Origin of the sequence: Flavobacterium cupriresistens (assembly GCF_020911925.1) — a bacterium.
In the GTDB taxonomy this organism is placed as follows: domain Bacteria; phylum Bacteroidota; class Bacteroidia; order Flavobacteriales; family Flavobacteriaceae; genus Flavobacterium; species Flavobacterium cupriresistens.
The window spans coordinates 4,105,548-4,121,269 of sequence record NZ_CP087134.1; the positions used below are offsets into that span (position 1 = coordinate 4,105,548).

7 protein-coding genes are annotated in these 15,722 nt (G+C 38.0%); 3 read left to right on the forward strand and 4 right to left on the reverse strand.

Annotated elements, in window-relative coordinates; translation table 11 throughout:
• Positions 1-80: 80 nt before the first annotated feature.
• Positions 81-1,373 carry a S28 family serine protease gene (locus tag LNP23_RS17220; RefSeq protein ID WP_230002135.1) on the reverse strand — a complete coding sequence of 431 codons (1,293 nt, stop codon included), beginning with the start codon at positions 1,371-1,373 and terminating at the stop codon, positions 81-83.
• 152 nt (positions 1,374-1,525) lie between these two features.
• Here LNP23_RS17220 and lhpI point away from each other — a divergent pair, with 152 nt between their 5' ends.
• The 3 genes from lhpI to LNP23_RS17235 all read left to right on the forward strand — a co-directional run bounded on the left by lhpI (position 1,526) and on the right by LNP23_RS17235 (position 5,461).
• Complete coding sequence (lhpI, locus tag LNP23_RS17225; RefSeq protein WP_230002136.1) at positions 1,526-2,488, forward strand: bifunctional Delta(1)-pyrroline-2-carboxylate/Delta(1)-piperideine-2-carboxylate reductase; 963 nt, start codon at positions 1,526-1,528, stop codon at positions 2,486-2,488.
• A gap of 635 nt (positions 2,489-3,123) precedes the next feature.
• Positions 3,124-4,191, forward strand: coding sequence for a proline racemase family protein (locus LNP23_RS17230; protein ID WP_230002137.1), 1,068 nt, complete (start codon positions 3,124-3,126; stop codon positions 4,189-4,191).
• Positions 4,192-4,249: 58 nt separating this feature from the next.
• Positions 4,250-5,461 carry a M24 family metallopeptidase gene (locus LNP23_RS17235; RefSeq protein WP_230002138.1) on the forward strand — a complete coding sequence of 404 codons (1,212 nt, stop codon included), beginning with the start codon at positions 4,250-4,252 and terminating at the stop codon, positions 5,459-5,461.
• A 767-nt stretch (positions 5,462-6,228) separates the two neighbouring features.
• On the opposite strand, the gene LNP23_RS17240 is transcribed toward LNP23_RS17235, so the two are convergent.
• From LNP23_RS17240 to LNP23_RS17250, 3 genes are all read right to left on the reverse strand, one after another.
• The gene (locus LNP23_RS17240) at positions 6,229-10,077 is read right to left on the reverse strand and encodes a M43 family zinc metalloprotease (protein ID WP_230002139.1); all 3,849 of its coding nucleotides are present in this window, start codon (positions 10,075-10,077) and stop codon (positions 6,229-6,231) included.
• Positions 10,078-10,610: 533 nt separating this feature from the next.
• Positions 10,611-12,068 (reverse strand): SusD/RagB family nutrient-binding outer membrane lipoprotein, encoded by a 1,458-nt coding sequence (locus tag LNP23_RS17245; RefSeq protein ID WP_230002140.1) that lies wholly within the window; start codon positions 12,066-12,068, stop codon positions 10,611-10,613.
• Between the two features lie 14 nt (positions 12,069-12,082).
• Complete coding sequence (locus LNP23_RS17250; RefSeq protein WP_230002141.1) at positions 12,083-15,265, reverse strand: SusC/RagA family TonB-linked outer membrane protein; 3,183 nt, start codon at positions 15,263-15,265, stop codon at positions 12,083-12,085.
• Positions 15,266-15,722: the final 457 nt, after the last annotated feature.

Consider the following 15,722-nt stretch of genomic DNA (forward strand, 5'->3'; position numbering starts at 1 on the left):
GAAAAGGCTCAGTAACTGCTACACTATATTATTAAGGATGCATTACAAAAAATTGAATCGTTCTGCTGCATTAAAGAGTTTTATTTGTTCAACCATTTGTCCAAGGTGCTCTTAATAAGTGCTTGATCTGCTGAAGAAAAATCTTTCACCCGGGTGGCATGACTTCCCTCGGGCAGTACCATCTTTAAGGCGTCTACATTTGGTTTTGGCGTTGGGGAACAAGAAAACCAGGTATCGTAGCCACCATAGACGTATAAAATATGGTCTCCTTTATTTTCAACATACTTACGCACTTTTTTAATATAATCGGGATTGTATTTTATAACAACGTCTTTCGGAGCAAATCGATCGTTGGAAGTACTCTTTACAGTTTTAAGTAAATCTGCAACGGGAGAAAAGTCAAATCCATAATACCCTAACTCGCTTAAATGCTGATAGTACGAAGGCAGGTAATTGAAATACATTTTATCATTGTAAGTTCCCACACCTACGATTTTATTCAAATAATCAAACAGTTCTTTTGGGGTAGCATTTGCGGCGGGTATTTCATCACATTTCCCACCCCATTGCCAAAAAGAAAATGGAAATTCTAAAACGGCATATTCCAAAGCCTCTTCCATCGGCACCTTAGTGTATTGCATTTTTTTAGCTGTTGTGTATTCTGAAAAAACAGCCATTACTTCGGCTCTGTTTTGCAAAACTGCTCTCTGTAAAGCCGTAACTTTTGCTCTGCATTCCGGTGTTCCTACCACTTTTACATGTGTTACAGTTCTGGGATCTTCACAAGTATTAATTAAAGGAGCCACATACGGCATCGCAACATCAACATCTTTCGGGTATTTTGATTTGTAAATTAGAGCCGTCTCTCCTCCTTTACTAATGCCGGTTGAAATCCATTTTCCGGTATATAGTTTTTTTAATTGTGTTACTATTCCGTGATAATCTGCAATGGCCTGATCATTGGTCAAATATTCCCACGGAATTGGCTCAGGTCTTGATTTTCCGTAAAAACGATACTCTACCGCAACCTGATTGGCCTGCAATAAACTACTTACTTCACTTTTTATATTTCCGGTATTGTATCCGTGTGTTTCTATAACCATTGGCCTGTCAAAACCAACATGGGACAGATAAATATAGTGCTGAAAAGTCCCTTTTTCGGGATGTTTGTGATCTAGTGGTTCATCTAAGATCAATTGATAGGACGCTGTATATCCTTCCAGATTTTCTATTGGCGTAATGACAGCTTTAGGAAACAACTCCGTTAATTTTTGTTGAAGATCCGCCACAGGTTTTACTACCGTTTGAGCCGAACCAATCGAAGCACTCAAGCCGATAAAGAGCAATAAAGCGATGTACAGTTTTTTATTCATTTTATACTATTTAATTCAATTTTTAAAATTACTGTCATTGTTAAATCAGAACCAATACTATATTATCCCTTAATTGTAATATTTTATCTGATTCCGGATAAAATATAGTTATCCTGAAATAAAGTTTTAATTTTAATCTAAAACTGATCCAAATGACTACAATTCCCTTTATATCCGACTCCTTTATAGCTGAAAATTGCGACTATAAAACCTTGGTAGAAGTCTTGCAAAAAGGTTTTTCTAATACCGAAATCGAAGTTCCGATGCGGCACCACCATGACTTTCCAAATCCGGAAGAAAAAGTAGATTCTACCTTATTATTAATGCCCGCTTTTCATCCGGGAAATGATCTGGGTGTAAAAATTGTAACGGTAAGTCCAAATAACGGTAATCACAATTTACCATCCATTCAGGGAATTTATGTTTATCTGGATGCTCATTTAGGCCATGTGAAAGCCATATTGGAAGCAAAAGCTTTAACGGCAGCCCGGACAGCAGCAGTTTCTGCATTAGCCAGCAGTTATCTTTCACGAACAGATGCCAGCACTTTATTTATGATTGGAACAGGCGCTTTGGCAACCAATTTGATTCGGGCACATGCGAGTGTCCGACCTATAACAAAAGTCTATGTTTGGGGAAGAAATCCTGCTAAGGCAAAACTCGTTTGTGACTCCTTAAAAGAATATCCTTTTACCTGTGAAATGGTTGATTCTATTGAAAATACCATTCCAAAAGCAGCTATTATTTCCTGCGCTACTTTGTCAAAGACCCCTTTGGTTTTTGGAGAATGGTTGCAAGAAGGACAACATTTGGATTTAGTGGGAGCTTATAAAAAAGATATGCGCGAGGCAGATGATACTGCCATTTCAAGGACCTCCATTTTTATTGACACTTATCAGGGTGGATTAAAAGAAAGCGGAGATATTGTAATTCCGTTACAGACTAATGTTATTAAAGTGAGCGACATTAAAGCTGATTTATTCGAATTGTGTTCCGGCAGCAAAAAAGGCAGAACTACCGACCGCGAAATTACTTTCTTTAAATCTGTTGGACATGCGTTAGAAGATCTGGTGGCGGCTGCGCATTTTTATGAGAAATACAGTAATCTAAAATAGGACGCGGATTTGACGGATTTGACGGATTTTTTTTTAAATGTTAATCATAAAGAACCTGCTACCCGAGCGATAGCGAACAGGCGAAGCAAATCTGTTGGGCATGCGCTGGAAGATCTGGTGGCGGCTGCTCATTTTTATGAGAAATACAGTAATGCAAAATAGCACGAGGATTTGGCGGGTTCAGCGGATTTGGCGGATTTTTTTTAAATAAAATTATAATGAATCTGCTACCCGAGCGATAGCGAACAGGCGAAGCAAATCTGTTGGGCATGCGTTAGAAGATCTAGTTGCAGCGGCGCATTTTTATCAGGAATTCAACGCATTAAAATAAAATAGCACGCAGATTTAGCAGATTTGGCGGATTTTTTTTTAATGCAACGATAAAAAATCTGCTAAATCTGCGTGAGAAAAAGAAAAATTGAAACAATAACAACTTTTTACACCAACATCGAAAAGAGTTAGATAGAACCAGACTATCAAAATAACAAGATAATCTGTGCGAATCTTTTTAATCTGTGGCAAAAAAATAATTCATCCCAATCCGTAAAATTCATGACAAAAAAACTAGACCCAAAAACGACACACACTACAAGCAAATAATATAAAACGCTATTAAAGACAAATAAACAGCCACAATGAAAAAAACCTATCAAACTATTTTAAAAAACAACACTTATACTATACCAGAAAATTGTCTCGCCATTAAAACCATAGACATGCATACGGGTGGAGAACCGCTTCGTGTGATTATCGATGGTTTCCCTGAATTAAAAGGAAATTCTGTTTTAGAATATCGCAGGTATATCAAAGAACATTATGATTATTTACGTACTGCCTTAATGTTTGAACCCAGAGGTCATGCCGATATGTACGGTTGCATCCTCCTCCCTCCCAACGATGACGAAGCTGATTTCGGAATCCTTTTTATGCACAACGAAGGGTACAGTACGATGTGCGGACATGCCATAATTGCGGTCACAACCCTGGCTGTAAAAATGAATTGGATCACTTTAAAAGAAGGCGAAAATGAATTAAAAATCGATGCTCCTTGTGGCAGAATTCACTCCTATGCCACAATAAAAGACGGTGAACTGACCGGAGTTCACTTTCATTGTGTGCCGAGTTTTGTAGTAGGTTTAGACCGCGTTGTTTCTGTACCTACTATTGGCGAAGTTACTTATGATCTGGCTTATGGAGGAGCCTTTTACGCTTATGTGGATCTTCGAAAAAACAAAAATATAAATCTTACTCTGACACCCGAAGACAATCGCATGATTATTCAGACCGGAAGGGCTATCAAACATGCGGTAATGGCACAGGACAACGAAATACTACATCCGTTTGAAGATGATTTAAGTTTTTTATACGGTACCATTTTTATAGACACCTCTTTGGAAGCGCAAAACCATAGTCGAAATGTCTGCGTTTTTGCTGAAGGTGAAGTAGATCGTTCACCAACGGGCTCGGGTGTTTCGGGAAGAATTGCTATAGAAAAGGCAAGAAATCAGATCAAAAAAGGACAGGAAATTAGTATTGAAAGCATAACAAATAGTATTTTTAAGGGTTCACTTGTTGACGAATTGGACTTCAGTAAATTCAAAGCCGTAATTCCTCAAGTAGAAGGAACGGCCTACATTACGGGAACAAATACTTTTATCATTGATCCAAATGATCCAATGAAAAACGGGTTTATTTTACGCTAATATTAAAAACAATATAGAAGTACACCACTTTATAACTAACTTAAAAAAAGACAGACAAATGACAATTGGAGTTGGCGGTTCAACCGCAAGTATCGAACTAGACAAAATACAAAACATGACCACAAATGTTCAGCCGATTGCGATCGCTGAATATCAATTACGTCTTAAAAAAGCCGTTCTTCTAATGAAAGAACAAAACTGCAAAGTACTTTATTTACATGCCGGAACCAACTTGTACTATTATACCGGAACCAAATGGAACCCTTCTGAACGAATGGTTGGTGCTTTACTTTTTGAAGATGAAAGCATCGAATACATCGTTCCAAAATTTGAAGAAGGTACTTTTAAAACCTTTATGCAAGTGGAAGGCCATTTAAATTTCTGGGAAGAGCATGAAAATCCTTGCCTGCTGTTTGGTGCTATTTTACAAAAGAAAAACGTCTCTAACGGAACAATCGCTTTAGATGAATCAGCTGCTTATTTTCAAGTTGACAGTATTATCAAAGCAAATCCAGACTATAATTTTATAAATGCGCAACCTATAACAGCCGGTTGCCGCATGCACAAATCAGCGGCCGAAATTGCTATAATTCAACAGGCAAAAGATATTACAATGGTCGTTCAAAAAGCAACTGCACGTATTTTGTATCCGGGAATTGAAGCGGCTACTGTTGTAGATTTTGTCAATAAAGCTCATATCAAAGCCGGAATAGCCTCAGGTTCGTATTTCTGTATCGTTCTTTTTGGAGAGGATTCGCAATATCCGCATGGCGTTACTGCTCCACAGAATTTAAAAGATAATGATATTGTTCTAATTGATACGGGTTGTCGCTTAGAAGGATATCTTTCCGACATCACACGAACCTACGTATACGGGACTCCAACCGAAGCCCACATAAAAATATGGAACTTAGAAAAAGCAACTCAAAAAGCAGCTTTTGATGCCGCACAAATTGGTGCTACTTGTGGCGCTGTAGACGATGCTGCTCGAAAAGTATTGGCCCAAGCAGGACTAAGCGGTGATTACCAAATCCCGGGTTTACCCCATCGTGTAGGCCACGGTACGGGATTGGACATCCATGAATACCCGTATTTAGTTCGAGGAAATCAAACCCTTTTGCAAGAAGGCATGGTCGTTAGTAACGAACCTATGATCTGTATTCCCGGTCAATTTGGTATTCGCCATGAAGATCATTTTTACATGACAGCAAGCGGTCCTAAGTGGTTTACGACTCCGATGGAATCTATTGATAATCCGTTTGGGGTTTAAGGGGAGGGATTGTTTCAGGTTTCAGGTTTCAAGTTTCAGTCTCAGTCTCAGTCTCAGTTAGTAAAGCTGAAGAGTTCGTAAGACACTTCGACTTCGGTCAGCCTGGCAATTGGGGGTTTCAGTCTTAGTTTTTTTTTGTCACCTTGAGCGGAGTCGAAGGCTGGTTTGTTGAGAAGGGCTTCGACTTCGCTCAGCCTGACATTTTGGGTTAAGGTCTCCGTTTTCAGTCTCGGTCTCAGTTAGTAAAACTGAAGAGTTAGTAAGACGTTTCGACTTCGGTCAGCCCTACAATTGGGGTTTCAGTCTTAGTTATTTTTGTGTCACCCTGAGCGGAGTCGAAGGCTGGTTTGTTGAGAAGGGCTTCGACTTCGCTCAGCCTGACATTTTGGGTTAAAGTCTCCGTTTTCAGTCTCGGTCTCAGTTAGTAAAACTGAAGAGTTCGTAAGACGTTTCGACTTCGGTCAGCCTGGCAATTGGGGGTTTCAGTCTTAGTTATTTTTGTGTCACCCTGAGCGGAGTCGAAGGCTGGTTTGTTGAGAAGGGCTTCGACTTCGCTCAGCCTGACATTTTGGGTTAAGGTCTCCGTTTTCAGTATCAGTTTACCTTTCACATTTAACTTGAAACCTGAAACTTGAAACAAAACTTGCAACCTGAAACCTGAAACTTGAAACCTGAAACCTGAAACAAAAAAAACTTTCCATTCTACAAGAAAAAAGGGTTGTCTCAAAATATGAAACAACCCTTTTATTATTAACTAACCAATATAACTACTCAACTAATAACTTTTTCTTTTCGATAAAGTTTCCGTCTGTTGCTACTACAATGTAAACCCCTTTTCTTAGCGTATTAACAGAATAAGAAGTAGTATTTCGTACTATATCAATCAAGTTACCGGTGCTGTTGTAAATCGTTATTTTAACTTTAGTAACATCAATATTGTTAAAATTAAAATTCACTACATCAGAGGCCGGGTTTGGATACAATGTAAATGATCTGGTTGTATCCATTTGCTGTGGCCCTGAACTGGCGGTTTGCAGGTCAATCGTGTGAGAAGGACTCCAATCACTAAATGCTGCTCCGTTTATAGAACGAACTCTGAATTCATAAACCGTTTGAGTACCTTGTTTTGGAATCCACAAATAATAAGTAGCAGAACTTCCTGCTGAAGTCCAGCCTGTTGTGCTATTTAATTGTACTTCATAAGATGCCGCCTCCGGTTTTGTATCCCAAGAAGCGTAGAAGCCTGATGAGTAAACACCTGAATTGGTAAGATTTGTTGGTACTGGTAAAGTTCCTGGGTTAGGAACCACAATTGTTCCTGATGTAACCGTATAATCTTCTACCTCACCATCTCCAATGTTTCCGCAAGCAGTGGTTGGATTTGAATTGTATTTCATTACAACACGCATACGAGTAGTACCTGTAAAGGCAACCGGAGTAAAACTTCCTGTTACTGTGGTTTTTGCAGAAAGGTTGTTTATCACTTTTTCAGAAGCTTCAAACTGATTGTTTTTGTTGTAATCGATCCAAACACCCCAATATTCTGTATAAGAAGTACTGGAGAATCCAGGAGTCAAACTAACATTCATGCTTGCATTTGTCGTTAGCGTAATCACTTTTGAAGTATGATCTGCATAACCTGCCGCATCTTTTCCGGTAGTATTCGTAAAAGTTCCAACTGCTACTGTATTGATGTATTCATACCCGTTTGCTGCTTGAGCAGCACAGAATGCCGTATTTGGAATCGTAGCCGATACCACATTTGAATAAGGAGAATAAACCGCTGCCGCTTTTGCTCTAACTCTGTATTTATAAGTACTACCAACTGTTAAACCTGTATTGGTATAAGTAATTACTGTACTGGCTAAAGTTGCAATTTCAGCATAAACATCATCTGAACCTGCTCTTTCTACTACAACATTGGTAGCATTTGTAGCATTGTTTGTCCAACTAAGTTGTGCTTCTAAATTTGTAGCATTGACTGTTGCTGTTAAATTTGACGGAGCCAAAACGGTAACTCCCGTTTGTGTTCCTGCTTGTATAGATTCACCAGGTTTTGTATTGTAGGCATGATCCAGAACAGTATATCCTACTCCACCAGCTTCTACTTTTATATGAAGCCATCCATAACAAGTACGTCCTCTGCTTTTATACTCAAAACCAACATATCCTGTTTTATTATCCCAATTTGTATACGTTGCAGTTCTCAAATCTAATTGATCCGGATAAGCACTTCCCGGAGTAACAAAATTACTGGAAGCTCCAATAGTAGTTCCTTCTGCTATAAAAGAAATATTTCTTGTCCCAGTTTCTCCAACTAATCTTTTTCCATAAGTTTCAATTTTTAAAGCTGCTGCTGCAAATTGCCATGCACCATACTCCGTATTGTCCCCTATACCTAAATTAAAATAATCCCATGTCGCTGCAGCTGATGCTACATAATCCGGATTGTTTACATAAAATACGCCATAAGGAGCATCAAATTTCAGGTTTATTGTTTTTGCAGCGTTGTCTAAAGTCACAATTCCTCCGGTAATTGCAGCATCCTTAAAAGTAACTACCACAGCCGCATCATTAGCAGGAAGGTGTGCAGTAGCTTTTCCTGTAAAAGTAAGTGCCGTTTTAGAATTACTCTGAAGTGTCAATACTGCTGTTAATCCAGCTGGTACTCCAGTTATAGTATAATGTGTTCCAGCTGTAAATGTTCCGCTGCTTTTTGTAAATGTTCCGTTATTGGTTGATAACGAAATCACAGTACTTGTACTTATAGCACCATCATTTACTTCCGATTCATATAAAGTACCTTCTGATAAAACTACAGCTGTTTTAGCCGTCATACCAGTATAAATTGGCGTATTCGGTTGTGTGTTATAAGCATATTCAGAAATGGTATAACCGTCTCCGTTAGCTGTAACAGTAACTTTAAACCATCCGTAACACGTTAGACCATCCATTAAATAGTCAAAACCTACATAACCAGATTTTCCATCCCAAGCAGTATAAGCGGCAGTTCTCAAATCAAGTTGATTCGGGTATGCACCTGGAGCCGTCATATTACTTGTTGGGCCAACGGCAGTATTTGCTCCTAGTAAAGAGATGTTTCTGGAACCTGTTTCGCAGACTAATTTCTTATCATATGTTTCAATTTTTAAAGCATTAGCAGCAAATCTCCAACCTCCAAATGCAGGATCATCACCTTTCGCTATTTCGAAATACTTCCAGCCTAATGAGACCGAAACCGTTACATCTGGCATGTCTACAAAAAAGACACCGTACGGATCTGAAAATCTGAAATTAAAGAACAAAGAAGTACAAGACAAATTAGTAGTTCCACCAACAAAAGCAGCCGGTAAAAAAGTAATACCACCTGAAGTGTTATTTGCCAATGCGTGATTTGTTGCTTTTCCTGTTAAGGTAACCGTTACCTGATTGTTTGAATTTACAGTAAGCACCGGAGTTATTCCGGCTGGGAAAGTATGTGTGAAATGTGTTCCCGCCGTCATTGTCCCTGAACTAATCGCGAAGGTTTTTGCACCGCTCAAAGTTACTGCAGACGAAGTTGTAAAAGAACCATCATTTACAATTGCTTCTTTAAAGGAAGTCGCAGAAGCCACTAATGCACTTCCTGTTACATTTACACCTGTATCAATCAGGTTTTGAGGTTGCCATAAAGATTTACGTGAAGCATGTTCTAAAGCAGCAAGCATTCTGCTGATCTGTCCTTGCGTGTACATTTTATAACAGCCTTGAGCTCCGTTGTATCCCATGTAATTTTCGAAGTTTACTTTGCCTCCACCGCAATTTGTACCCGGAGTACAGGCTAAAGTATGATTTCCGTCTTCTGCCGGTGTATCATCTACTTCGTCTGTTCCCGAACAACCACCGTCAAAAGTGTGAATCAGATTCAGAAAATGACCAAATTCGTGCGTTAAGGTTGCAGAGAATTCTTTGTTGGTGGAGTTATCATACAAATAAGCCCCATTAAAAACAACACGGGCTGTATTATTGGCCGTCATACCCGAATCCGGGTACCAGGCAACTCCTGAGTTATTTAGAGCACCATCATTATACAAATCATTTTGAATGTAAATGTTCATATATTTAGTGTTGTCCCAGGCATCAGCAGCGATTTGGTCGTCATAACCACCACCGTTTCCATAACCGTTTTTTGCTGCGTGAAAAACAACTCCTGTTGTACAACCACCGTTAGGGTCTTTTTTTGCTAACTTGAATTCGATATTCAAAGTTCCTCTTCGGGCTTGGAAGAACGATTCTACCGTTTGATAATCGGCATTTCTTCCATTAAAATCATCATTTAGTTGTGCCAAATGATTTACAATTTTTTCATAAGTAACGGTTTTTCCACTTTGAACGTCTCCATAAATATGGAATACCACTGGTATGGTATAAGTAGTAACCGCTGCTTTTGAAGTTTTAGATTTTTGCTGTAAAGCAAACTTTTTGGTAAAAGCATCAAAATCTTTTTTCTCTTGAAGTGCACTTGGATTATTCCGGTACATTTTAGCATTTTCTTCGGTCGTCCGACAAGGTAAACCTTGAGCTCCAACTTTCAACAAACTGAAAATCAGAAAGAACAATAGTAATTTAAATTTCATTCTTATTTGGGTTTTAATTAGTAATGACCAAATTTAGTCCTAGACGTAATTTTATTTTGATACTATTTTAGTAAGAATTAATACATAATTAACAACTTATTAACTTTAAAAAAACGTACTATGAAAAAATAATCTAAAATTTCTATCAATACATCTATTATTTTTACCAAAAAACAACATAATCATCACAAATACCCTTAATAAACCAGCCTTCGACTTCGCTCAGGGTGACATAAAAACGACCAAGACAAAAACCCAAAACTATCAGGCTGAGCGAAGCCGAAGCCCCCTCTAAATAAACCAGCCTTCGACTCCGCTCAGGGTGACACAAAAATAACTAAGACGGAAACCCCCAATTGTCAGGCTGACCGAAGTCGAAACGTCTTACTAACTCTTCAGTTTTACTAACTGAGACTGAAAACTGAGACTTTAACCCAAACTGTCAGGCTGAGCGAAGCCGAAGCCCCCCATAAAAAAAAACCGTCTCCACAATGGGAGACGGCTTCAAAAAACAAATAAAACTAACTCAAAAATTAAAATTTGTCCCAGAAAATTTTGGTGGTCATTAAATCTCCACCTATAGCAGCTGATGCCGCTTCGTAATTTGCTTTGTTAAGCGTTTTGTCTGAAGTGGAATAAATATTTCTTACCGGAACCTTGCCTTCCGCTTCAGCCACAGCCGATACGGGAGCCGTTAGTATTGGAAAATCTAAACGTCTGTATTCTGTCCAGGCTTCAAAACCACGGTTGTAATAAGCAATCCAAAGTTGGTAGGCGATTTTTTGTTTGTCTGTACCGGTTGCTGTTGCAAATGCAACGTCAGGTCTGGCCAGATACGTTTGCATATCGGTACTGGCAACTCCCCAAAATTTCATACTTGCTTCTATGCCTTTAGTATAATATTCTTCGGCAGTTCCTCCAACATTAAAACCTCTGCTAGCAGCATCGGCTAATAAAAAACAAGTTTCTGTGTAATCAAACAATACACCCGGATTGGTTTTTAACTTTAATCTTTTACCCGTGTTTGTAAAATTGGAATAATTAACTTGCTGTGCATAAGGAGCACCTTTGTATTCTCCGGCTATTTTTGAATCCGGGTTAAAAAAGAAATCACGTCTTGGATCTGATTTTGCATTTAATTCATCTGCAAAAAAAGCGGAGATAATGATTTGACTTTCATTCACCAAACTATCATAAAGCGGATTCATATCTGTATTCGTAGAATAATACTGAAACAAGGCTGTTTGAGTTTCATTACTCATTACTCCTGAACTGTAAGCACTTTCTACCATAGCTTTTGCTTTTGCCGGTTCTACATCAGCAAGATGCAATCCCATTTTAAGTTTTACGCTATTGGCTAAAGTCTTCCATTGACCAACGTTACCTTTAAATACCAAATCAGCAGCGCCGAAACTTCCATTAGCAGCATCCATATTTGCTATGGCAACATCTAAACGAGCTGCTAAATCCAGGTATACAGTTTTAGCATCATCATATTTAGGATAAGGAAATGCTTTTACATTAAGCGCTTCTGAATAGGCAACATTTCCAAACAAATCAACAAGTGTTTGGTAAGCCATTACAATTTGTACGTCTAGTATGGCAATGTTATTTTTTTTAACTGCTTCTTCAATTGGTCCTAAAGCCTGCGCTTCTCTAATTTGAATTTGAGCATTCGCCAAATCCTGCAATACATCTCTGTACAGCAATATCGCGTGTGAACTTCCTAAATTTCTTTTTGCCTGATTGTAGTTGGCTTCATCTGTATAAGTTGACGTAGACCAGTGCTGTGCGTAGGCTCTGAAATTATTAGAATTCACAGAAGCGTTAGTTAAAAAATAGGCATAATTTACCTGCGCATTCGTCATCAAAGCAGCAGGTACCACTTTGGTGTAGGCTTTTTGATCAACGTTTAAATCGTCTAAGTTATCACATGAAACTATTGAAAGTAAAACAGCTCCTGCAAAAAATATTGTTTTTATAATTCTCATATCGTTATCTTTTTTTAGAATTGAACTTTCAATGTAAAACTGTACTCTTTTGTAGTTGGCAATACACCAGTCTGGAATCCTTGCAAGTTACCTGAAGACATCCCTGCTTCCGGATCTGCATACGGCAAGTTTTTACTGATAATCCAAAGATTACTTCCATTCAAAGCAAAAACCATATTGTTAATGAAGGTGCTTTTTAGTAATTTTTTTGGAAATTTATAGCTTATTCCAACCTCACGAAGTTTCACATAAGAAGCATCGTATACGTATTCCTGCTGTGGCATTGAGTTATAAAAATAGTATCCGTCAGTACCTGTTATACTTGCTACTACATTGTTTGGAGTTCCATCTGCTTTTACTCCTTCTAATAAAATTCCACCACCATTAGCAACCGGTTCACGCTGTGGAACTCCTAAATGGTTATTGCTTACTGTGCTTTCGTAAATACCTGTTGTATGTCCGTATTGTTGATCCAGAGAATATACATCTCCTCCTTTTTTAACATCAATTAAAAAGTTGAAAGCGATATTTTTATAAGTCAAAACGTTATTAAAACCTCCAATCCAATCCGGATTCACATTACCAATAACTACTCCTGCTGATTGCAAATATCTTCCGTTTGAACGAATGATTTTCTGTCCGTCCAAATACGTATATCCGGAACCTACCAACTGTCCAACTGGCTTGCCTACTTCAGCTACATAACTTACTCCCTGGAATCCTCCTAACGAAATCCTGTCAGGTCCTCCCAAAGAAATTACTTCATTCTTATTAGTAGACCAGTTTACTGTAGTTTGCCATGTGAAGTTGTCTGTTTTTATTGGAGTCGCATTCAAAGACACTTCAAATCCTTTGTTTTGCACATCACCTGCATTAATCCATGCTCTGGTATAACCTGTTTGAGTTGGTGTTTCAATAGAAAGAATCTGGTTTGTCGTATTCGTTTTGTAGTACGAAAAGTCAAGTCCTACTCTGTTTTTGAAAAACTTAAGTTCAATACCAGCTTCAACCCCTTTTGTTAATTCACTTTTTAAATCCGAATTACTTTTGTTATTGTCTGTAGAAAAACGGGATGCTCCTCCAAAATTGTTGTTTTTAGGATACACGGCAGTTGTTACTCCAAAAGGAGCATCATTACCTGTTTCAGCATAATTCAAACGCAATTTTCCAAAAGACAACCAGTCTGTTTTGAGGTGATTGCTAAAAATGTACGTTGCCGTTACCGACGGATAAGTATAAACACTATTGTCTTTTGGTAAAGTCGAAGATTGATCTACTCTATACGTACCTTCTAAAAAGTAAGTGTCATAGAAATTGAAATTAGCGGTTGAATAAACACTGTTTGTTCCTTTCGTTTCCATCATTTCATCCGGGCTATTAATCGCATCAACTGAATTGTCCAAGGCATAAATCCCAGGAACTACCAATCCTCCGTTTGTTACTGCAAAAATGGAAGTATTGATCGAACGTCTTGAGTTAGCACCCAACATACCCGTGAAATTAATTCCGTCAACGATTCTGGCTTTAAAGTTCATTATTAAATCTAAATTGATTTCTCTGAACGTTTTGTCATATCTGGAATACTCCCCTAGTCCGTTTGGCGTTCTTTTCGAACCAACAGCCACACGTTCTTCCTGCAATTGGTGGTAATAATCTACTGCACCTCTTCCCATAATATCGAACCAATTGGTGATATCAGTTTTGATGACTACATTTCCAAAGAAGCGGTCTCTCACTAATGAATTGTAGTTCTGATATCTTTGAAAATAAGGGTTATCATGAAATTGTACATTTAAATTCTCCGGTGAACCAACATTCCACGTTGTATTTCTTCCAGTTAAATTGTAGGCATCTTCAAGATCTTTAAAATCAACACTGGTCGAATACCATTGTCTCACACTGCTTAAATAGTTATTTCCACCATCTCCATAACCAGTTTCATTCATTCCTTTAGCATATGATTTCAAATAATTTGCTGTGGCTGAAACTTTAGTTCTGTCGCTAATTTTATAACTTCCGGAAAAGTTGAAATTGTCTTTTCTGTTTTCACTATTTGGTAAAATCCCTTGATTTTGATTGTAGTTGCTGTAACCAAATCTAAAATCCCCACCTTCATTCGCTCCCGAAACAGCAATACTATTAATAAAGGTCACGCTATTTTGATAAAAGCTATTTGGGTTGTTTTTTACTGCTGTCCAAGGTGTCGCTTTTCCATAAGTTGGTAACTCAGGGTAAAACGAATTCCAATTGTACACCAATAATGACGGATCAAATCTTGGCCCCCAAGACGCATCATCAGTTGCAGTGTAAGGATGAGTTCCACTTCCTAAATCGGTCGTGCCGTAAAAATCACCATAACCACTTCCGTATTGGTTTTGATATTTTGGCAATGTCTTTTTGTCCACAACTCCAATATTTACACCTGAACTAAAGTTTATTCCTAAACCTCCTTTAGATTTACTTCCTTTTTTAAGCGTTACAATAATAACCCCATTTGATGCTCTTGATCCGTACAATGCTGTTGCAGCAGCACCTTTTAAAACGTTCATGTTTTCAATATCATCGGGATTAATATCCGAAGCGGCATTTCCGTAATCGTATCCACCTTTGTTACCGCCCGATATTTGATCGTTTGTGTTGGTATTGTCGTTATTCAGTATAATTCCATCCACAACCCACAATGCCTGATTGCTTTGTGTTAAAGAAGTCGTACCACGAATCACTACATTGGTTGATCCTCCAATGTTATTGTTTCTTCTGATCTCTACTCCGGCAATTTTTCCCGAAATATTATTAGAAACGTTACCCGTATTCACTTTCGTAAGTTCTTCACCGCTTACTTCCTGAGTAGCATAACCTAAAGATTTTTTCTCTCTTTTAATACCCAATGCCGTCACTACAATTTCCTGTAATTGCATCGATCCCGAAGACATTTTTACGTTTAAATTTTTATCAGTTGCCACAACTTCTTGCGACTGCATCCCAATATAACTGAATATAATAACAGCATTCCCTTCTGCTTTTATTGAGTATCTACCGTCAAAATCAGTCTGAGTTCCTGTTTTTGTTCCTTTCACTAATACGCCGACACCCGGTAATGGCATTCCTGTATTATCTGAGACAATTCCCGACACAACCCGCTCCTGCGCGAACGTAAGTTGAGCTACAAGCACAAAGAAGAGCATTGTAACTTTCATAAAATTAATTTTAAATTTCATATTATGGTTTTATAATTAGTATTGGCAAATGTTTTGCTTTTTAGCTAATTTTTATGATAATATATTATCGCAAAAGCGGCTTATATTACCCGATAAGTGTAAATTTTACAATTTTAGAAGTATTATCTTACCATTGTGAAATAGGGTGATTGTTAGTGTTTATTGGAATGTGAGAATGTGAGAATGAGATAATGAGATAATGTGAGAATGTGAGAATGTGGGAATGTGATAATGAAATACTAAATCTGAAAAACTGGATTTGAAAAACTGAATCCGAAATACTGAATCCGAAATACTGAATCCGAAATACTGAATCCGAAATTTAAAAGTACGAAAGGTAATCTCCAATCAAACACTTCTTTCTGTAATAGTCAAATCTTTAGAATAAGAGAAAAAACTAAAACATAAAACCATGTTGCATCCGATAAATGGAATA